The sequence below is a fragment of the Lacticaseibacillus baoqingensis genome, from assembly GCF_003946165.1.
GTDB classification, from domain to species: domain Bacteria; phylum Bacillota; class Bacilli; order Lactobacillales; family Lactobacillaceae; genus Lacticaseibacillus; species Lacticaseibacillus baoqingensis.
This window is the reverse complement of the sequence record NZ_RHOI01000001.1, coordinates 123,802-145,675: the sequence shown is the minus strand read 5'-3', so window position 1 is coordinate 145,675 and position 21,874 is coordinate 123,802. Positions and strand designations below refer to the sequence as shown.

General features: G+C 51.7%; 16 protein-coding genes. 1 reads left to right on the top strand and 15 read right to left on the bottom strand.

Features of this window, described 5'->3' with window-relative positions; translation table 11 throughout:
- Positions 1 to 34 precede the first annotated feature (34 nt).
- Both EKM91_RS00695 and tig read right to left on the bottom strand, forming a co-directional pair.
- Positions 35 to 475: a GNAT family N-acetyltransferase gene (locus EKM91_RS00695; protein ID WP_125748155.1), complete on the bottom strand. Its 441-nt coding sequence runs from the start codon at positions 473 to 475 to the stop codon at positions 35 to 37.
- Between the two features lie 96 nt (positions 476 to 571).
- Positions 572 to 1,855, bottom strand: coding sequence for a trigger factor (gene tig / locus EKM91_RS00690; protein ID WP_125748152.1), 1,284 nt, complete (start codon positions 1,853 to 1,855; stop codon positions 572 to 574).
- A gap of 184 nt (positions 1,856 to 2,039) precedes the next feature.
- Here tig and EKM91_RS00685 point away from each other — a divergent pair, with 184 nt between their 5' ends.
- Positions 2,040 to 2,726 carry a beta/alpha barrel domain-containing protein gene (locus EKM91_RS00685; protein WP_125748148.1) on the top strand — a complete coding sequence of 229 codons (687 nt, stop codon included), beginning with the start codon at positions 2,040 to 2,042 and terminating at the stop codon, positions 2,724 to 2,726.
- A 90-nt stretch (positions 2,727 to 2,816) separates the two neighbouring features.
- Here EKM91_RS00685 and EKM91_RS00680 read toward each other — a convergent pair whose 3' ends face one another.
- The 13 genes from EKM91_RS00680 to EKM91_RS00620 all read right to left on the bottom strand — a co-directional run bounded on the left by EKM91_RS00680 (position 2,817) and on the right by EKM91_RS00620 (position 21,744).
- Positions 2,817 to 4,583 carry an alpha-amylase family glycosyl hydrolase gene (locus EKM91_RS00680; RefSeq protein ID WP_125748145.1) on the bottom strand — a complete coding sequence of 589 codons (1,767 nt, stop codon included), beginning with the start codon at positions 4,581 to 4,583 and terminating at the stop codon, positions 2,817 to 2,819.
- A 17-nt stretch (positions 4,584 to 4,600) separates the two neighbouring features.
- A complete protein-coding gene (locus tag EKM91_RS00675; RefSeq protein ID WP_125748142.1) occupies positions 4,601 to 6,988 on the bottom strand; it encodes a glycogen/starch/alpha-glucan phosphorylase in 2,388 nt (795 codons plus the stop codon).
- A gap of 67 nt (positions 6,989 to 7,055) precedes the next feature.
- Entirely contained in the window at positions 7,056 to 8,495 is a 1,440-nt protein-coding gene (gene glgA / locus EKM91_RS00670) for a glycogen synthase GlgA (protein ID WP_125748139.1), read from the bottom strand.
- Positions 8,488 to 9,657, bottom strand: coding sequence for a glucose-1-phosphate adenylyltransferase subunit GlgD (gene glgD, locus EKM91_RS00665; RefSeq protein ID WP_125748136.1), 1,170 nt, complete (start codon positions 9,655 to 9,657; stop codon positions 8,488 to 8,490). Before glgD ends, glgA begins: the two co-directional genes overlap by 8 nt.
- Complete coding sequence (locus EKM91_RS00660) at positions 9,654 to 10,796, bottom strand: glucose-1-phosphate adenylyltransferase (protein WP_125748134.1); 1,143 nt, start codon at positions 10,794 to 10,796, stop codon at positions 9,654 to 9,656. The genes glgD and EKM91_RS00660 overlap by 4 nt, the downstream gene beginning before the upstream one ends.
- Before the next feature lie 3 nt (positions 10,797 to 10,799).
- The gene (gene glgB, locus EKM91_RS00655) at positions 10,800 to 12,665 is read right to left on the bottom strand and encodes a 1,4-alpha-glucan branching protein GlgB (RefSeq protein WP_125748131.1); all 1,866 of its coding nucleotides are present in this window, start codon (positions 12,663 to 12,665) and stop codon (positions 10,800 to 10,802) included.
- A gap of 270 nt (positions 12,666 to 12,935) precedes the next feature.
- Entirely contained in the window at positions 12,936 to 13,709 is a 774-nt protein-coding gene (gene trpA / locus EKM91_RS00650) for a tryptophan synthase subunit alpha (protein ID WP_125748128.1), read from the bottom strand.
- Complete coding sequence (gene trpB / locus EKM91_RS00645; RefSeq protein WP_125748125.1) at positions 13,702 to 14,898, bottom strand: tryptophan synthase subunit beta; 1,197 nt, start codon at positions 14,896 to 14,898, stop codon at positions 13,702 to 13,704. The genes trpA and trpB overlap by 8 nt, the downstream gene beginning before the upstream one ends.
- Positions 14,895 to 15,479, bottom strand: coding sequence for a phosphoribosylanthranilate isomerase (locus EKM91_RS00640; protein ID WP_125748122.1), 585 nt, complete (start codon positions 15,477 to 15,479; stop codon positions 14,895 to 14,897). The genes trpB and EKM91_RS00640 overlap by 4 nt, the downstream gene beginning before the upstream one ends.
- Entirely contained in the window at positions 15,476 to 16,258 is a 783-nt protein-coding gene (trpC, locus tag EKM91_RS00635) for an indole-3-glycerol phosphate synthase TrpC (protein ID WP_125748119.1), read from the bottom strand. Before trpC ends, EKM91_RS00640 begins: the two co-directional genes overlap by 4 nt.
- Entirely contained in the window at positions 16,255 to 17,274 is a 1,020-nt protein-coding gene (gene trpD / locus EKM91_RS00630; protein ID WP_125748116.1) for an anthranilate phosphoribosyltransferase, read from the bottom strand. The genes trpC and trpD overlap by 4 nt, the downstream gene beginning before the upstream one ends.
- 585 nt (positions 17,275 to 17,859) lie before the next feature.
- Positions 17,860 to 18,312 carry a MarR family winged helix-turn-helix transcriptional regulator gene (locus EKM91_RS00625; RefSeq protein WP_125748113.1) on the bottom strand — a complete coding sequence of 151 codons (453 nt, stop codon included), beginning with the start codon at positions 18,310 to 18,312 and terminating at the stop codon, positions 17,860 to 17,862.
- A gap of 57 nt (positions 18,313 to 18,369) precedes the next feature.
- On the bottom strand, positions 18,370 to 21,744 hold the full coding sequence (locus tag EKM91_RS00620) for a YhgE/Pip family protein (RefSeq protein WP_125748110.1): 3,375 nt from the start codon (positions 21,742 to 21,744) through the stop codon (positions 18,370 to 18,372).
- Positions 21,745 to 21,874 lie beyond the last annotated feature (130 nt).

Here is a 21,874-nt window from a genome sequence, read left to right as displayed (position 1 = left end):
TAAGCTACACGAAGACGCGAGGATAAGCAAGTTTTTAAGCAGGCAAAAGCATATCAATATGCGGGATCCCATCATCAAGATACACCGCCGATACTGGTTGGAATCCGAAACTGGCATAAAAATCCCGCAAATAATTTTGCGCCTGGATCTTGATGGCCGCTTGCGGATGGGTGCGGTGAATTTCCGCCAATACCGCCGCGACAAGTTGCCGGCCATAATGCCGACCGCGGTATTCTTTCACTACCAACACCCGGCCAAAACTGATATGCTGCCCATCTGCATGAGGAATGATCCGTGCATACGCGACCAATTGCCCCGCTTGCATCAACATCACATGTTGCGCAGCAAAGTCGCTGGCATCGACTTCTTGATAGGCACATTGTTGCTCAACGACAAAGACCCGCACGCGAGCAGCTAACACTGTCAATAACTCAGTGGTCGTTAATTCCGTCGTGGCTTTGATCACGATTTCCATAAACGTCTCCTTTCACCAAAAAAGGTGCCGCAGCATGCCAAAGCTGACATACTACCACACCTATTTTTGCTTGTTCAGCGTTGATCTGTTATGCGATCAAACTTCTTTAGCGGATTCTGTGATCACACGGATCGCAGACTTCACGCCAATATCATGCTTCAACATGTCGTCAGTCAAGGCTTGACGTACTGCCTTTTCTTCCATGTTGTATTCGCCGGCTAAGTCTTTGACTTCAGCTTCGATCTCTTTTTCAGTTGGGACGATCTTTTCAGCAGCTACGACGGCTTCAAGGACTAAGTTCGTCTTTACGCGAGTTTCAGCGTCAGCAGCGAATTGCTTCTTCAAATCGGCTTCTTTGGTACCGGTCAGTTGATAGTACATATCTGGGTTGATACCTTGTTGCTGCATGTTGCCCATGAACTGATCCATTTGGTTTTGCACTTCGGTATCGATCATTGCTTGAGGGATCTCCGCAATAGTCGCATTTTCGACGGCTTTGCCAATGGCTTGTTCTTGCACTGCGTTGTCAGCTGCTTCGGCTTTTTTGCCTTCAAGTTCTTCTTTGATCTTAGCCTTCAGCTCGTCTAAGGTATCCACGTCTTCATCAAGATCTTTGGCAAAATCATCATCCAAGTCAGGTAATTCCTTGGTCTTGACTTCGTGAATGATCGTCTTGAATTCTGCGTCTTTACCTTTGAGGTCTTCAGCTTGGTAGTCTTCTGGGAAGGTGACCTTGACGGTGACTTCTTCGCCAGCCTTGTGGCCAACCAATTGATCTTCAAAACCAGGAATGAAGGAACCAGAACCTAATTCAAGGCTGTAATTCTTGGCGGTGCCGCCATCAAATGCCACGCCATCAACGGTACCGGCATAGTCGATCGTGACGGTGTCGCCTTTTTCAGCAGCTGCGTCTTCTTTAAGGACCAGTTCAGCTTGGCCTTCGCGCCGCTTTTGCAGTTCTTCAGCGACGTCAGCATCGCTGACCGTCCGTTCTTGCTTGTCGACTTCTAAGTTCTTGTATTCGCCAAGCTTAACTTCTGGCTTAACGGTTACTGTCGCTTTGATGACCCAAGCTTCGCCTTCATCCATTTTTTCAACGTCGATCTTAGGTTGGTCCACTGGGTCGATCCCGGTTTCGTCAACGGCAGCTTGATAAGCGTCTGGTAATAAGACGTTCAAGGCATCTTCATATAATGCCGCTTCACCGTACATCCGGTTGAACACGGTCCGGGACACGTGACCCTTACGGAAACCAGGAACGTTGAGGTTCTTCTTCACGCGGTTGAACGCAACGTCCAACCCTTCTTTGATCTTGTCTTGTGCGATTTCAAAAGTCAATGCGCCGTCATTTGCGCCTTGCTTTTCCCATTTTGCAGCCATGCTGTACCTCCGACATAGTCATTTTCTTATTGCATACCTGACCATGATACCCGAATCGACGCGATTTGTAAACGCAAGCCAGCCAGACAATAGCGCTTTTGGGTCCATTTTTGCATTTTCTGGAATAACAGACTACATTTCCCCAGTTAACGGTGCTATGGTCAACTTGATAAGGAGGGTTATTATGCCAAACAAATCTAATATTCCCAACCTGACGTCAGCCTTGCGCACCAGTATTGTCGAATCCCCTGATGTGATCCGGCATGCTTCTGGCATTCGCTTGTTTGGCAAGCGGATCAAGACGATCGTTTACTCCACCGACGTCGCGCTGATCGCCAATTGCGATGCCGATGCGATTTTAGCCGTATACCCATGGACGCCGAACACCCGCATTCTTGATGCGATCAGCAAAGTGGCCAACGTGCCGATCTTAGCCGGTGTCGGCGGCGGCTTGACTAAGGGCCTGCGGGCCGCTACCGTGGCCCGGTTTGCCGAAGAAAACGGCGCCCAAGCCGTCGTCTTGAACGCGCCCACTGGACTGGAGACGCTCAAAAGTGTCCGCCAAGTCGTCGATGTGCCGATTTTTTATACCGTCGTCAACCGCTCAGCCGACCTGCACGCCTATGTCAACGCCGGGGTCAATGCGTTGAACATCGCCGGCGGCAAAGAGACGCCAGCACTAGTCAGCTGGGCACGCACACAGGTGCCAGCCGATTTTGCGATCATTGCGTCTGGCGGTAAAACTGACGACCAGATCCAAGCCACCATTGCCGCTGGTGCTAATGCGATCACCTACACCGCTTACGGGATGACCGAAAAAACGTTCCAAGCTAAAATGGCGCAGTATCGCAGCGAACACGCCCCTCAGTAGCTTTACCGACGCCCACCAAAAAACGTCCTGGTGCCGCGATTCATCTGAATCGTCAACCAGAACGTTTTTGTTTTGGCCATCATGCACGGCTCAGCGCACCGCCAGCGTACAATCATGCGCCGCCACCGTTAATGGGCGCACGGCACTATGCAGCCAAGCCGGCACATAGCGCAGGTCTGCGGAAGCCGGATCTAACGTTGCCGCCTGCTCGCCTGCATTAAACACCGCCACCACGACTTGTGCTTGGGTAAAGCGCACCACCCCAAATAAATCACCATCCCAAAACGGCGCAAACCCTACCGCCCCAGCCAAGGCCGGCAGCTGGCGCCATTGACCAAGCTGCTGATATAACGCTGAAACGGCTGCATCAACGTGCTCCCAAGGATAATATTTGCGATTTTGCGGATCAGGGCCGCCGTCAAGTCCGGCTTCATCCCCATAAAACTGTACCAAATTCCCTGGCAACACTGCCCACAACATCAAGGCTTGTTTTAACTTGGCCAAGTCATGGTCTAACACGGTCAACACGCGTGCAGTGTCATGGGTGGAAAGGCTGGTGAAATTATAGGCAAAGACTTGCGGCGGGTAATTTTCTTGCAGCGTCAGCAGCCGCCGCCCTAGCTGCGCCGGCGTCAGCTGCCCTTGGACATAATCCAAAAGCAATTGGCGCTGGGGATAATTCATCACCGCTTGCAGCTGGGCGCCGTCAAAATACGGCCGCCGCTTGCCGTATGCGACTTTATGCGAGGCGTCTTCCCAAACTTCACCGATCAAAACCCGGTCGGGATACGTCGCCAGCAATGCGCGGATCTGATCGACAAAGGCAATGTCCAGCTCATCGACCACATCCAAACGCCACCCGTCAACGCCTAATGCCGTCCAATAGCCGATCACTGAATCTGGGCCGCCAGCAATGAAATCGTGAAAGCTTTGCGATGCTTTGCGGATCGCCGGGAGGTCTTTGACACCCCACCAACTGTCGTAATCATCTGGAAAATGTTTGAACGCGAACCAATCCGCATAAGGACTGTCTTGGCTTTGCGCGGCGCCGACCTCCGCATAAGTCCCCAACGCGTTGAAATAGCGCGAATCGCGCCCGACATGATTAAACACCCCATCTAAGATCAAATGCATCCCGCGCTCATGCAAACCAGACACTAACGCCTGAAAGTCAGCCAAAGTCCCTAACATAGGGTCGATTTTTAGATAATCGCCGGTATCATAACGATGATTACTGCGCGCCTCAAAGATCGGGCTGAGATACAACGCCGTAAACCCTTGCTGTAAGAGCCAATCTAGCTTGGCAATGATCCCTTGCAAGTTGCCTCCGTAAAAATCCCAACGCACCACTTCCCCGGCGGCATCTTTAACATAATACGGCTGATCGCTGAGCTGTCCATACAAGAAGCTGTTGGGTTTAGGCGCATTCACATGACCATCAGCATTGCCATTATTGAACCGATCCACAAAAATATGATAGATCCTGGCATCTTGATACCAAGTCGGCACCGTTTCCAACTTCGCGACGACACTTAATTGATACCAAGGCGCGGTATTGGGATCATGATAGCGCTGGGCCCGACCGCCAAAGCCGCCGGCCACTGCGGCCAGCGTCATTTGGCCAGTATCTGTTTCCAACCGAAAGGCATAATACCAAGCACCTACTTGCGGCGGCTCAAAAGTCGCCGTCCACCCATTGGCCGAAGCCGTCATGACCACCGCGTGCATGCTTTGATCAGGGGCGGACAATAACAAGGTGACCACGCGTGCTTCTGGCGCTGTTAGCCGCCAAGTGACTGGCGTATTGACCACCACGGGGCCTTTGGGCGTGCGGTCAAGAAATGAATCATAAGGCATGCTGCCACCTCCTTTGGTTAGATCCCAGTGGTCGGCAGCACATCCCACACATCGCGCCCATAGCGCTGCACCGTAAAGTCGGCGGAAAACTGGCCTGAAGCGGCAATGTTTTTCAGCGCTGCTTGCGCCCATTGTTGCGGTTTTTGCCATAACGCGTCCAGGCGCTTGCTGGCCGCAATGTAGCTGGCAAAGTCTGCCAGCACCAGATACGTGTCGTTATATTCAAGCAATTCCGACGCGATCTCGCGTCCTTCACTGGCGATGCCCGGGATACTCCCATCGGTGAGCATATCCACGATCCGGTGCAGCGTCGGGTTGGCCGCATACAAGGCCTTAGCCGAATAAGCATGGCTGGCTTGCAGTTGGGCCACTTCGCTGGTCGTTAACCCAAAAGTGACCATGGCATCTGCGCCGGCGGCTTCTTGGATCTCGATGTTGGCCCCATCTAACGTCGCCAGCGTCAGCGCGCCATTACTCATCAGCTTCATATTACTGGTGCCTGACGCTTCGGTGCCGGCCAAAGAGATCTGTTCAGAAATATCGGCAGCCGGGATGATCTGTTCGGCCAAGCTGACGCCGTAATTCGGAATGAAAACGACTTGCAGCTTGCCAGCCATTTCCGGATCATGGTTGATCAACTCGGCAACGCCATTGATCAAGCGGATCACCGCCTTGGCATATCGATAACTCGGCGCCGCTTTAGCCCCGAAAATATGCATGCGCGGCGGGCGGCTTTCGCCATTTTTAATCGCCAAGTAAGCTTCTAAGATGCCAAACACATGCAAAAGTTGGCGTTTATAAGCGTGCAGGCGCTTGATTTGAACATCGTAGATCGCATCCAATGGCATCTCCAAGCCCAACTCAGTGTGCACCAAGGCGGCCAGCCGTTGTTTGTTGACCCGCTTAGCGGCTTGCAGTTGCGTCAAGAACTGGGGATCTTCTAACTGCGCCACTAACGGCACCAACTCTCTGGGATCGCGGCGCCAATTCGTCCCGATCGTAGTGTCGATCAAAGCACTTAAATCAGGATTGGCGATTTGGACCCAGCGTCTCGGGGTAATGCCGTTGGTCTTGTTATTGAAGCGTTCCGGGAAGATCATATACAAGTCTTTTAACAAACTTTGTTGAAGCAGCTTTGAATGCAGCTTGGCGACGCCATTAACTGCATGGCTGCCGATCACGGCTAAATACGCCATGCGCAGCTGGCCATCGGCGATCGGCGCACAGCGATCCACCAGCAATTCGCCAAATCGGCGGGTATAAGCAGCACGAAAACGGCGATCAACTTCGCCGGCGATTTGCGCCAGCCGCGGCAACAGCTGGGAAAACATGCTTTGCGGCCACGTCTCCAAAGCTTCAGCCATCAACGTATGATTCGTGTAGCTCAACGTTTTGACGGTGATCTGCCAAGCGGTATCCCAATCCATCCCCGCATCATCCAACAAGACGCGCATCAACTCCAACACCGCCATTGCCGGATGCGTATCATTGATATGGATCGCCACAAATTGCGGCAATAACCGCAGATCGTGATGATAGCGGCGAAAATGCGTGATGATACTTTGGACCCCGGCAGAGGTGAAAAAATACTCTTGGCGCAACCGTAATTCCCGGCCAGCCGTATCGGAATCATCTGGATATAAGATCTGCGTGATCGCATTCACCCGCGCTTTTTCCTCTAAGCTGTGTGCGCCACCAGGCACCGGCTCAGCACTCCACAAGCGCATGGTGTTGACCACTTGATTGTGGTAGCCGACCATCGCCGTGTCATATGGGACCGCCAAGACATCATCGGTATCGTGATAAACGGCTTCAAGACTGCCATCAGGCCGCGACATCAAGTTGACAGTCCCGCCAAAGCGGACGATCACCGCGCGATTTTCTTTGCGTGTTTCCCATGCATACGGATTGCGCAGCCAATCATCAGGCAGTTCCACTTGGTAGCCGTCGACAAAACGCTGTTGAAACAAGCCATATTGATACCGGATCCCATTGCCATTGCCTGCCATGCCCACACTGGCCATCGCATCCAAAAAGGCACTGGCCAGCCGGCCAAGGCCGCCATTGCCTAAGCCTGGATCGACTTCCGCAGCATAAACGGTTTCCGGATCCAACCCCAGCTCACTCAACCCGGCTTCGACGGTATCTTTGATGCCGAGGTTCAGTAAATTCGACCCTAATAAGCGCCCTGGCATGAATTCAATGGAGAAATAATACAGTTGTTTTTGTTGCTGCCGATCATAAGTCGCCTTGGTTTGGGCCCAATTAGTGGAATAATACCCCTTAATCAAAAATGCCAATGCTTGGTATTGCTGCAGCGTCGATAAGTGTTCTAATTTGTCGGCAAATAAATGCAGTGCCTCGGCTTGATAATCCGCCATAAATCGTTTCTTGCTTAGTGTCATACGATCCCTCCTATGAGCTCACCAAATGCCTAACTGCAAGCTCAAAGTGTCCTTTCATCTGGCATGCCTAGCCCAGCAGGCCTTGATACCCGCTGAGGTAATCTTGGGCCGCATGGACCCAATCGAAGTCCTTGGCCATGGCATGTTGTTGTAATTGCGCATAAACTGCTGGCTCTGCTTGATAGATCAAGGCCGCACGCTGGATGGTCGCCGCTAAGACATCTTGGGAAAATTCCCAGAAGGTAAAGCCGTCACCGCTGCCATTGGTCGCATCGTATGGCAAAACGGAATCACGCAAGCCCCCAGTTTCATGCACGACAGGCAAAGTGCCATACCGCATGGCCATCATTTGGGCCAAACCGCTGGGCTCAAAGGCAGACGGCATCACGAAATAGTCGGCGCCGGCATAAATACGCTGCGCCAAAGCCGTATCAAATCCGATCACCGCTGCGATCTTGCCGGCATAATGCACATGCAGCGCGTCAAATTGGGCTTCTAGATCCGCATCGCCGGTCCCTAATAACACCACTTGCAGATCAGTATCCGGCAAAAGCTGATCCAACGCCGACGCCAACAGATCCATCCCTTTTTGCCGCGTGAGCCGCGACACCACCCCAAACAGCGACACATCAGCTTCCGGCAACCCCAGTTCGCGCTGAATGGCCCGCTTGTCTTGGGCTTTGCCGCTTAAGTCAGCAGCACTGTAATTGGCATACAATTGCGCATCCGTTTGCGGATCATACAAGGCAGTATCGATCCCATTTAAGATGCCGCGCAGCTTCCAATTTTGCTTGCGCAAGGTGCCATCCAGATGTTCGCCAAATTCCGGCGTCTGGATCTCGCCGGCATAACTGGGACTGACAGTCGTGATCAAATCGGCGAAGTTGATCCCGCCTTTGAGATAATTCACCGACCCTTCTTGGGCAAAACCGTCATCGTGAAAATATTGGCGCCCGATCCCAAACACATCATCTAATACCGACGGCGGAAACCAACCTTGAAACTGCAAATTGTGGATCGTCAATTGCGTCTTGATCTGCCGATAAGGCTCGATCCACTGATATTTATCTTTGAGCAGCACCGGAATGAACGCCGTATGCCAATCATTGACGTGTAAGATATCCGGGATGAAATCGATCACTTGCAGCATTTCGATGATCGCCATTTGGAAAAAGCCGAAGCGTCCTCCATCATCCCAATAGCCATAAGGCTGTTCCCGGGCAAAAAACGCTTCGTTGTCAATAAAGTAATAAGGCACGTCGCCTAACGTCATCGTCAAAACCCCAACATATTGCTCTTGTTGGCCGACTTTGACCGAAAAACGCGCTTTAGGTTTCAACGCATCTCGATATTGTTGCGGAAACAGCCGCGGATAAAATGGCAATACGACCCGAATATCCACCCCTGCTTGCCGCAATGCCTTGGGCAAGGCATAAGCCACATCCCCGAGGCCCCCGGTTTTATAAAATGGGGCCCCTTCTGCGGCGGCAAATAACACTTTAAGCATCGGCGTCAACCTCCAACTCACTTTCCCGGAAAATGGTTTGATTCTTACGCAACACGATCGGCTTTTCTGGCGTCCCCACAATATTCAGGTTTGGGCCGATCACGACGCCTTTATCCAAGATGGCATATTGCACCGTCGAGCCAGTGGAGATCTTCGCGCCTTGCATGATCACACTATGCTCGACAGTGGCATCCCGATGCACCACAACATTGCGGAAGATCACCGAATCTTGCACGGTGCCTTCTATATAAGTGCCAGTGCCTAACAGCGAATTTAAGACCGTCGCATCTTTAGCAAAGAAACTCGGGACTTCATTTTTGCTCTTGGTCAAGATCGGCACATTCGACAACAGCAGGGACTGGAAGCTGGCATCATCAAGCATTTCCATATTGGCCAAATAATACCGCGGGATCGAATCGATCCGGGCCAAATACCCGGTGTATTCAAAGGCATTGGCGTTATTGGCCAAGACATAATCGCGCAATAACTCTGGCAGGCGGCGGAAGACTTGATGCATCGCGGCATCTTCAAGCAGCTCGATCAAATCACTCGTGGCCAAGACATACATGTCCATGAAACTAGGGATCGCCGCCCCTTCTGGATCTCCAGAACGCTCCTTGGCCTGGATCACAGAATTAGCCGTGCCTTGTTCCGACAGACTCAACGTCCAATCATCAGGCTGGATCCGCTCTGGGGTCAATTGTTTATAAACCGTGGTGATGCGCAAGTCGCTGGCTTTGTGATAATCCAAGATCACCGTCAAATTCACATTCGCGACATTTTTAGCGCCCATGACCACCGTGTATTTCGAGCCAGATCCGCGCAAAAACTGCGTGTAATTTTCATAATAGCGATCGCGTAAAGTTTGATCATTGTAATCCCGCGTTGCCACATACGGGAACAAGAACACCCCGCCTTGGATCAGATCCAAATTCCAAGCGGCACCGCTGCGAATATGATCTTGGACACTGCGCTCCGATTCTGGCATGAACAAACCAACGGAATGGATGTCAGCCGCGGTGATCGCCGAAAGCGGAAAATCTAACAAGCGATAGCGCCCGGCAAAAGGCAGTGTGCCGATCGGGCGGTGTTCTGTCAAAGGCAATAAGGTATGCACATCTTCATTCAAATCAATGACAGCCGCCATTTCTCCTTGTCTCATGCTTTCTCCTTTCGCCCAACGACCTCGCCATAACCCACTACGGCAATGTCTTCTGGGGTGCCGATCACTTCGCCATTATCGCCGACCACGGCATCTTCGCCGATGATCGCATGGTCGATGGTGACATTTCTGCCGATCACCGCATTCGGCATGATCATTGAATCCTTGACGATACTGCCGGCGCCGATCTTGACGTTTTGACTGAGAATACTATGCTCGACTGTCCCGGCAACATATGACCCATCAGTGACCATTGAGCGGTGGACCTTCGCCGTTTGCGTGAAAAACATCGGCGGTAAGGCTTCTGTTTGCGAATAGATCCGCCAGTTGCGATTGGTGATATTCAATGGATTGTTCGGTGACAAAAACTCCATGTTGGCTTCCCACAGCGACTGGATCGTCCCGACGTCTTTCCAATAGCCATGGAAGGCATAAGCAAAGGTCGGTTCATTATGCGCTAAATAAGCTGGGATCACGTCTTTGCCGAAGTCTTCCATTTTGCCATCAGTGGCGTAAGAATCTGAGAGGTATTTCTTTAATGGTGCCCAATCAAAGATATAGATCCCCATTGACGCCAGATCCGATTTGGGCTTTTCCGGTTTTTCTTCAAAGGCGATGATGCGGTCAGTATCATCCGTGTTCATGATCCCAAAACGGGTCGCCTCTTCCATTGATACCGGCATCACGGCAACGGTCAACGTGGCTTTTTTGGCTTTGTGGAACGCTAACATCCGCTCATAGTCCATTTTGTAGATATGGTCACCAGATAAGATCAAGACATATTGCGGATTATATGAATCGATATAAGCCATGTTTTGATAAATCGCATGCGCCGTGCCTTCAAAAAACTTCTCGCCTTCACTGGACGCATACGGCTGTAAGATCGTCACCCCGGCGCCGCGCTCGTTCAACCCCCAGCTGGCCCCATTTTGCACGTGGCGATTCAGCTCTAAAGGCTGATATTGGGTGATCACGCCCACGGTGTTAACACCTGAATTCGACAAATTACTCAAGGTAAAATCAATGATGCGATAGCGTCCGCCGAATGGCACGGACGGCTTTGCGGTGTTTTTCGTCAATTTCCCCAACCGTGTGCCTTGACCGCCGGCGAGGATCATTCCTAACATCTCAGTGCTCATCTGCTACCTCCTTAGCTTCGGTTCGATCAACAAAGCGCCCATGGCCGGCAGCACGACTTCCACGCTGTCGGGTTGGCCAGCAGCCGGCACCCCTGTTGTTTTTAAGGTGCGCTGCAAGCGCCGCCAAGTCCCACCGAAATGCTGACTTTCCGTATTCAAGACGATCGTATACACCCCAGCAGCGGGTACTGGCACGCGGAAGTGTTGGACTTCCAGCGGCATCAGATTCAAAACCACGATCGTACAATCCGCTTCAGCTTGCCCCCAGCGAATATAACTCAATTGCTCCGGTCCGCTGCCCAAGGTGACTTGCATGCCGGCCGGATCATGATCTTGCGTCCACAAACTAGGCGTCTTGGCATACAGCTTATTCAAGGTGCGCGTAAAAGTTTGCATGCCGGCATTCATCGGATCTTCTAAATCGACCCATTCTAATTGGGTGTAATCACGCCACTCCAGAAATTGGCCCCATTCGCCGCCCATAAATAATAGTTTCTTGCCCGGATGGGTCATCAGCCACACAAACATCACGCGTAAATTTGCAAATTGATTGTAGCGATCCCCGGTCATTTTGTGCATCAACGATTTTTTGCCATGCACCACTTCATCATGTGAAAACGGTAAGATAAATTGTTCGTCATACATATAGACCCAAGAAAAAGTCAATAAGTCCAAATGTTCGCGCCGCGCATATGGATCCATTGCAAAATACTTCAACGTATCATTCATCCAGCCCATGTTCCATTTGTAGTTGAACCCTAAACCGCCAGTGTCGATCGGCGCTGACACTTGCGGATAAGCGGATGATTCTTCGGCGATCATCAACGCTTCTGGATGAGCCGCAAATACAGCCGTATTCAACTTCTTCAAGAAAGCGAGCCCTTCCAAGTTGTCGCGGCCGCCGTCTTGGTTGCGGTCGTTTTCTTTGCCGGCGTCGTAATCCATATATAACATATTCGACACCGCATCCACCCGCAGGCCGTCGAGGTGACAATAATCCAACCAATACATGGCACTGGAGATCAAGAAACTTTGGACTTGTGTCTTGCCGAGATCGAAATTCCAAGTGCCCCACCGCACATTGTCGGCGCGATGCGGATCTTGATATTCAAATGTGGCCGTCCCGTCAAATTGTGCCAAAGTATCAGTATTGCGAATAAAATGCCCCGGCACCCAGTCCATGATCACCCCGAGCCCTAAACGGTGCGCGGCATCCACGAAGGCTAAGAAATCTTCCGGCGGACCAAAGCGGCTGGTCGCTGCAAAATAGCCCATTAACTGATAGCCCCAAGAGGCATCAAGCAAATGTTCCATCAACGGCATCAATTCGATATGCGTGTAACCCATTTGCTTCACGTAAGGCAATATTTGCGGGATCATCTGGCGATAACTTAAGTAACTCCCATCTGGGTTGCGCTTAAATGATCCCAAATGCAGCTCATAAATATTTAACGGCCGCGAATATACCGGTTCTGCTTGCATTTGCGCTTGCCAAGGGGCATCTTGCCAGTCATGTTGCGGCAAGTCCCATAATTTCGCCGCGGTGCCTGGTTTGGGCTCAAAGGCAAATGCAAAAGGATCGATTTTTTCAACCACCGCACCAGTTGGGGTCGTGATCTGCAGCTTGTAAAGCTGCCCTGCTGTTGCCGCAAAGTCGCCTTGCCAACAACCAGTGGCTGCGATCGCCTTTAGCGGCACCGCTTCCCATTGTGAAAAATCCCCGACGACGGCCACCGCTTGCGCATGCGGTGCCCACACCAAAATTTGCCATCGCCCCGGAGCGATCTCATGTGCCCCGAAGCGCCGATAAGCTTGATACTCTTCACCACGGTTGAACAGATAGAGCCACGGTGATTGTGTTTCTTTCATCCCGGTCGCCTCCTCCATTTTGATACCGCTTTCATACGCAGTATAACACGTCTTCTGCAATATTCCGAAGATAGTGTTCAAGATATTTTTTGACGTGAAAGTGGTCGGTATTTGTGGGGTGTTTTCATACGTATTTGCTGGGTGACACCCTATCACAATCCGCGCATCCGCTTAATTTGGGACCGCGTGAAACCGCCACGGTCAACACAAAAAAACCGCTGAAACACAAATTGTGTTTCAGCGGTATGCTGGTTGGTTTAAGTTTAGTGTCTAGGCTTCAGCGATCGCAGCCACCATGGACTTGGTATATTCGCCGACGGCTTTCGGCGCGTCGTCGCTTTCAGCGGCCAGTTCGACGATCGCGCTGCCCACGATCACCCCATCTGCCACTTGCGCCAATTCCTTGGCTTGCGCCGGTGTATGGACCCCAAAGCCCACACATAACGGCGCATCAGTCACTTGGCGCAGATCAGCGATCAAGTCATCCAGGTTTTGGGCAAACCCTTCACGCTGGCCCGTCACGCCAAGTGCGGACACAATGTAGACAAAGCCAGTGGCATGGGTGACCAGCTTCGCCAAACGCGGACCGGAAGTGGGGCTGACCAATGGGATCAGATCCAGCTGATGGGTCTTGGTAAACGGCAAGATCTCGCCGGCTTCTTCTGCAGGCAGATCTGGGATCACTAAGCCATTGACGCCAAGTTCTTCACAGCGCGCACAAAACGCTTCATAGCCGTATTTGAACGGGATGTTGGCATAAGTCAAAAACACTAAGGGGACTTGGGTGTGTTCACGGATCTCTTGGACGATCTTAAACACACCATCGACGGTGATCCCACCGGCAAAAGCCCGCAAGCCTGCCGCTTGGATCACTGGACCGTCAGCGATCGGGTCAGAAAACGGGACGCCAAGCTCCACGATATCCGCACCGTTTTCAGCCAAGGCGACCACTTCAGCCACCGTGTCAGCAGCCGTCGGATCTCCAGCCGTAACAAACGGAATGAAGGCTTTGTGATCGGTAAATACGTCTTTTAATTTACTCATTGATATCAATCCCCCGATAATCTGCCACTTGGGCAACGTCTTTATCCCCACGCCCAGACAAGGTGCATATGATCACTTGGTCTTTGCGCATGGTAGGTGCCAGTTTTTGCACATAGGCGACCGCGTGACAAGACTCGATGGCCGCAATGATCCCTTCCATCTTGGCAATGTATTCAAACGCCGCCACGGATTCATCATCGGTGATCCCGACGTAATGAGCGCGGCCAGACGCATCTAATGCCGCATGTTCTGGACCCACGCCAGGATAGTCTAACCCAGCTGAGATCGAATAGACTTTGGCGATTTGTCCTTCAGCATTTTGCATGAACACCGACTTCATCCCATGAAAGATCCCTGGTGTCCCGGTTTCCAAGGTGGCGGCAGTATGGCCTGTGCCCACGCCTTCACCAGCCGCTTCGACCCCGTACAAGCCGACTTGCGGGTCATCGATAAATTCTGCAAACGAGCCGATCGCGTTGGAGCCGCCGCCGACACAAGCAACCACCGCATCCGGCAGCTTGCCTTCTGCGTCCATGATCTGCGCTTTGGCTTCTTTTGAGATCACGCTTTGGAATTCATGCACCATGGCCGGATATGGTGCCGGACCCATGGCGGAACCGATCACATAAAAGGTGTCATCAGGATGCGCGGCCCAGTCTTGTAAAGCCGCGTTGACGGCATCTTTAAGCAGCCCTTGGCCCGAAGTGACCGCGTTGACTTTAGTCCCTAATAATTCCATCCGATAGACATTGAGCTTTTGGCGTTCGGTGTCTTCTTTGCCCATGAACACTTCACACTTCATGCCAAACAATGCCGCGATCGTCGCAGTCGCCACACCATGCTGGCCGGCACCCGTTTCTGCGATCAAGCGGGTCTTGCCCAGGCGGCGAGCCAACAAGACTTGCCCGATCACATTATTGATCTTATGCGCCCCGGTATGATTCAAGTCTTCGCGTTTCAAATAGATCTTCGCACCACCTAAGTCTTCGGTCATGCGCTTGGCATAATAAAGCAATGAAGGCCGATTGGCATAATCATTCAATAAGCGGTGGAATTCTGCATAAAAGCTCGGATCTTTTTTGGCTGCTGCAAAGGCGATATTTAACTGGTCTAGCGCTGCCATTAAAGTTTCTGGGACATATTGGCCCCCAAATTCGCCGTAGCGATTCGTATTTTCTTCTGCCATCATTTTTCCTCTTTCGTTTGACGAACTGCCTCGACAAAGGCTTTGACCTTTGCGGCATCTTTATGTCCATTAGTTTCTAAGCGACTGGAAGCATCAACGATTTGTGGGGCGACCGCTTGGATCGCTTGGCGCACGTTAGTCGCATCCAGTCCGCCGGCCAGCATCAATGGCTGCGCCACTGGCGGTAATTGGTCCCAAGGCAGCGTCTGCCCGGAACCATCGCCAGCATCAAGCAATGCAATGTCAGCAACCGTGCTGGGAGCGGATAAGTCCACGCGCGAGATCACCATCAAGCCGGCTTGTTGCAGCGCGTTGATCGTCCGTTTGCGGCTGACGCGGTGCAATTGGACGGCATCGATCAGCCCTTGAGCGTGGAGGCGCAACAAGTGGCGAATATCTGGTTCGACCACCACTGCGACCTTGCAGATCTGCGGATCAAGTGAAGCGGTTAAAGTTTGCAAAGTCTCATCGCTCACATGATGCCGGCCGCCGGCCAAGACGAACCCGGCATAATCAGGATGCTCAGCATTAACGATGGCGATGTCGCCCAGGGTCATCAGCCCGCAAACCTTTACTTGGGTCATGAAACCACCGCCTGATAGGCATGGATCATGGCCTGACGATCAGGTGCGCGCATGAAGGTCTCACCGATCAAGACGCCATTGATCCCGGCTGCTTGCAGCTCAGCTAACTGCTTGGGCTTTTTGATCCCGCTTTCTGCGATCACCTTGATGTCTGCAGGGATCACTTCGCGCAGGCGTTCACTGGTTTTAAGATCCACGGTAAAGTCTTTTAAGTTGCGGTTATTGACACCGATCAGCTGCGGCTTGATGGCCAATGCCCGCTGCACTTCACGCGCATCATGGCATTCCACCAAGACTTCCAAGCCCAATTTAGTGGCCAGCTGATAATAATCATGTAGCTGTGCATCGGATAAGATCGCCACGATCAGCAAGACGAGGCTGGCACCAGCTGCTTTAGCTTGATACAACATGTAAGGATCGATCACGAAATCTTTGCGCAACACCGGTTTGGTTGACGCTGCGGCAATGGTTTGCAGATACTTGAGGTCGCCATGAAAATAATCCGGCTCGGTCAACACCGAGATCGCATCCACGCCAGCAGCGGTATAATCGGCTGCGATCGCTTGATAAGGAAAATCTTCGGCGATCACGCCTTTAGACGGTGACGCTTGTTTGACTTCAGCAATGATGCCAAAATGATCCGCTAAGCCGGCAATAAAACTCGGTTTCTCTGGACCGCTGAACGCTTGCGCCTGAGCTTGCACCGTGGCCAATGGAACCGCGGCGATTTCTTGAGCGATCCGTCTAGTGGTTGCGGCAACCAAGTCATCTAAGATCATGCACTCACCTCTTGGGTACTGTCAGCGACTAGGTGTTCTAATAACGTCAAAGCTTTTTTCTCGGTTAAAATAGTCCGTGCCGCAGCGATCCCATCAGCAATCGTGGCCGCTTTGTTGGCGATATATAACGCGACGCCGGCATTCAATAACACCGCATCGGTTTTTGGCCCAAGGGCCCCGCCAAGGATCTGGCGGGTGATCGCGGCATTTTCTGCCGGTGTGCCGCCAACCAGCGCAGCTGGATCAGCATAAGCGATCCCATAATCTGCCGGATCGATCGTCAATGGCGTGATCTGGCCGTCAACGATCATTAACGCGTCAGTCTTACCCGTAGCGGTCACTTCATCTAACCCGTCTTCACCATGCACGACCATCCCGCGTTTGACGCCGAGTTGGATCAAGGCGTCTGCCATTGGCTGCATCAATTCTTCGCGATAAACGCCGAGCAATTGGAACGTCGGCTTCGCCGGGTTAGCCAGCGGGCCGATCAAGTTGAAGATCGTGGGAAACCCAAGCAGCTTGCGCGTTGGTCCAACAAAGCGCATCGATGCATGATATTTTTGTGCAAACAAGAAGCAAGCATTGTATTTTGCCAATAGCGCTTCGCTTTCTGCTACAGAGGCATTGATGTTATAACCCAATGCTTCCAACACATCAGCGGCGCCGGATTTAGAACTTGCGGCGCGGTTGCCATGCTTGGCGATCGGCACGCCGGCTGCGGCGATCACGAACATGCTGGTCGTGGAAATATTGAACGTGTTAGCATGATCGCCGCCGGTGCCGACGATTTCAAGGACTGGTTCATGCGGCTCAAAGGCCAAGGCATTGGCGCGCATGGATTCAGCCGCCCCAGCGATTTCGGTAGCCGTCGCCCCTTTGGCCGCCATTGCGGTCAAGTAACTGGCGATCAAGCCATCAGGCACTTGGCCTTGCAACAATTCATCATGGGCAGCTTTGGTTTGGTCAAAAGTGAGATCGGTATGCTTAATTAAAGTGTTGATCGTATCGTTTAACATGAGTCGTCCTCCTAAAAAGCGGTTGTGTCAGCCAACTAATTAGTTTCGCCATCGTTTTATCATGATCATCGCGTTGACCTCGTTTCCACAGAATACAAAAAATCCGCCCATAAACAGTCATACTGTTTAAGGACGGATCATTCCGCGGTGCCACCTTAATTGGGTAATGCAAACAACACTACCCCCACTCAGCGAAGGGCTAACACCCTCCCGGCAACTGACGTATGCCTGACGTACAAACTGACTCAAGCGCCATCTGACGCTTTTTTGGCCTGTCCCTCGGTGGTCCATTTAATCATCTGCGTTCGACGGCATTCCCAGCAACGGCCGCTCTCTGTGCGTGCACAATGATCTTGATCTCCACCTCATCGGTTTATGGACGAACTTGTTTTGTTGTGACTAATATAAATTCTTTCTCATTCTTTGTCAACGGTTTTTTAATCTTTTTATCAAAAGTCCGTCTGCCAAGCTGCGCCCAGCGACAAAAGCGCCTTGGTACCGCGATCCTAAACCGAATCGCGGCCCCAAGACGCTTGTGACATCGGCTAAAAACGCTTAGGGTCTCAGCTGCTGGTTTGACGCTAGTTATTTTAAGGCAGATTTATCTTTGGCAATGATGTTGGTGCCGACTTTGCGCATGATCCGCAACAGCTCTTTGGCGTCTTTTTCGCCCAAGGCGCTGACCCAATCGTAAAAGCGCTTATGGATCACTTTGTTGACGCGGCTGGTCACTTCTTCACCATGAGGCGTCAAGCGCAAATACAAGCGCCGGCGATCTACGGCATCACGTTCTTGAACGATCGTCTCTTTTTCTAACAAGGTCTTAATCTGCCGAGAAATCGCCGCGCGGGTCACCCCGCGTTTTTTGGCGATTTCAGACAGCCCAAGTTGATGTCCTGCGGCTAAGTCCCGCATGATCAAAAACTGCTCAAACGAGATCCCATCGGCTTTCATCGGCTCAGAGATCAACTCCCCAACGTATTTGAACGCGTGGAAATAAACCTCAATATACGCCTCTAACAAGTCAGTGTCGGCCATATCGCATCATCCTCCCAGAGATAGCGTACCACATTCGCCATCGCGAAGATACCAAGATTAATCTTCTTTAGCCGCCGACCGATTTTGCGCCATCGTCGCCGGGATCATCAAGACTAAGGCTAATACGGCGATCACGATCAACACGATCACGCTGGTTAACACCGTCCCATTTGCGATCCCGCCAGAGATCGCATCCCGATAACCGTTGATCGCATAAGTCATCGGTAAGAACTTCTGCGTCGATTCGTATAACGGACTGATGGTTTCTGCTGGGAACAAACCGCCAGAACCGCTCAGTGTCAATAATCCTAAGGCAATGAAGAGTCCAACGCCATTAAAGGCCAGATTCAACATCTGGGTCAGATACATTGCCGCCAGGGCAAACAGGATCGTCATCGCATAAAACCCAACGATGTGTGCCACTGGCAACCCGACCAACAAGATCAAGGTCGCTTCCACTAACGCAGCCGCCACAGCGACGATCGTGCCAACAATGATCTTGCTGCCTAACCATTGGCCTATGGTCCGGTCGTCATCTTTAGTGCGCTTCATTGGATAAGCGAAGTTGAAGATAATGATCGCAATGAACAACGCTAATGCCAAAACATATGGGGCTAATGCAGCACCATAGTTTTGCACATTGGTGTATTTTTGTTGGACATCTTGTGACGGGTTGGCAAACATCTTCGCCGTCAGCTTCGTCAACCGCTGTCCGGCGACTTGTTGGTAACCATCGCTGAGCCCATCAGCAAGCTGTTGCGAACCGGCATTGAGCTTGTCATTGTTGGCCGTTAACTGCTTAGTGCCGTCTTTGAGTTGTTGGACCCCAGACGTCAACGCTGGCACTTGGCCATTCAGCTGATTCAAACCAGCCGATAACTGACTGATACCAGCACTTAACGCAGGCGTTTGGCCATTCAAGGTCAACAAGCCGGCATATTCTTGCTGTTCCCCAGCAAAAAGCTGGCTGACCCCAGACGTTAACGCCGGCACTTGGCCTTTGAGTTGCGATAACCCGCCATTCAATTGACCGGAGCCGGTATACAATTGGCTGACCCCAGACGTTAATGCAGGAACTTGACCTTTGAGTTGCGTCAAGCCGCCAGCCAACTGCCCAGAACCGGTATACAATTGCGCCACACCACTGGTCAAAGCAGGCACTTGCCCTTTAAGCTGAGACAAGCCGCCGACTAACTGGCCAGAACCGGTGTACAGTTGCGCCACACCACTGGTCAAAGCAGGCACTTGCCCTTTAAGCTGAGACAAGCCGCCGACCAGCTGATCGGAGCCGGAATATAGTTGGGAAACGCCAGTCGTCAAGGCTGGAACTTGCTGGTTCAATGATCCTAAGCCGGTACTTAATTGCGTGGAGCCGGAATATAATGCTGAGATCCCGCTAGCCAGCTTCGGCGCTTTGGCATTCAGCTTATTCAAGCCATCACTGAGTTGTTGCGCCCCATCAACTAAGGCTGGTACATTCGCATTCAAATGCTTGACCCCGGCGACCAAAGCGGCCAGTCCTTGAGCAAAGGTTTGCTTGTTGGTACTTTCGCCGCTGGCTTGAGGGGTATTCAAACCGGTGCTGACTTGAGTCAACCCAGAATTGATCTCCGACACTGCCGTCAGCAAACCTTTCGGATCGTTTTCGCCAGTCGCATCGTTAAATGTCGCCTCCCGATCGGCGGTAGTCAAGTTATACTTCACCGTGTTTAAGACCATGTAAGCCGTATTGAGCTTGCCTTGGGTGGCACCAGAAGCGGTTTTTTCAGCCTTGAATGCGGCTTCAAGCGCGGCTTTTTGCGTTGGATCATCAACGGCATTGATCGCCGTTTGCATCGTCGTATCTGCCGCGGTTTGATTAGCTTGTAACTGCTTTTTCTCCGTATCAAACCCGCTGCCGGTACCTAACATATTGGCGACTGCTGGATACTTGGCATCATTATAAAACGTTTTGAATAAGCCAATTTGAGACATGACCGTTTTTTGCAGTTTCGTCATCGCCGCACTCAGCTTTGCCGTCCCGGCAGGCAGCTGCGCCGTCGACGATTGCAATGCCGTTAACCCGTCTTGCAGCTGTTGCACGCCATCTGTCATGGCAGGATACGTTGTCCCCGCTGCATCGGTTGAGGTGGTGGTGACGGCTTGATAAAGTTGGTTCATGCCAGTGGTCAGCTTTTGAACACTGGCGACTAAATCGGTATCGTCTGTCGTGCCATTGACTTCACCATTGATCTGCGAAAGCCCGGTATTTAAGGTCGCGCCGCCATCGTTTAATTTCACGACCCCATCGGATAATGCTGGGATCTTGCTATTCAATTCTCCCAAGCCATTGTACAAAGACGTCCCGCCGGTGGCGAGTTGATTGACGCCATCAGCTAAAGCAGGGACTTTGCCATTCAATTCCCCTAAGCCGGCATACAAGGAGTTGCCGCCATCAGCCAACTGATCAACCCCGTCAGCCAAAGCCGGTACTTTGCCGTTCAATTCTCCCAAGCCTTGATACAACACGCTGCTGCCAGCTTGTAATTGATTGACCCCGCTGGCTAAAGCCGGCACTTTGCCATTTAATTGGCCTAAACCGCTGTGCAAAGCCGCACCGCCATTAGCCAATTGATCCACCCCACCGGCTAAGGCTGGTACTTTGCTGTTCAACTGACCTAACCCGCCGGCTAAAGTGCCGGCTCCGTTAGTCAATTGACCGACCGCATTGGTCAAAGTCGGTGAGCCTTGGTTGACTTTACTATTCAGCGTATTGCCGCCATCAGCTAATTGCTGGACGCCGCTGGACAATTCTGGGACCTTGCCGTTCAGCGTGGTCAAGCCGTTATCGACTTGCACGACGCCACCGGTATATTGCACGACGCCATCTTTTAATTGGGCCGCCCCGTTTGAAGCGGTCTTCAGCTGCTTGCCGATGGTATTGATATTGGCAAACAATTCATTGACGAAAGCCGTCGTCACCTTTTCTTTGATCTGACTGTTTAACTTGTCAGCACCCACTTGGCTGATGATCTCAGAAACATAGTTCAATGACCCATTCGTTTGATACGTCAGCTTCATTTGCTTGGGCTTAGGATCTAAAACCGTTGCCGCATCTTGCGAAAAATCACGAGGGATCGTGACCACCGTATAGAATTTATTATCTTTGAGCCCTTGTGCGGCTTGTTTGGCCGAAACGAAGTGCCACTCCAGTTGATCGTCATCATGCAATTGCTTGACTGTATCAGCCCCGGCTTGAATCTTTTTGCCAGACAAGCTGGCTGGTTGATCGAGGTTTACCACGGCCACCGGAATTTTACCCGTATTCCCATATGGATCCCAGGCACTCGTCAAAAAGCAAAATGAGTAAACGAACGGGATCAAAATGATCGCGATCATTGTCACCCAAAGCCCCTTATGCCGTCTGATCTGTTCAAACTCCCGCTTGATCAAGTTACGTCAACTCCTTAAAAATAATTAGCAAGATATGTAATCCCATATAACATTCATGCCATTAACATGTTGTTTAATATGCCGCTAAATCAAGGGAATGTCAACTATTTTGTCTTTTTGAAGCCTGGTT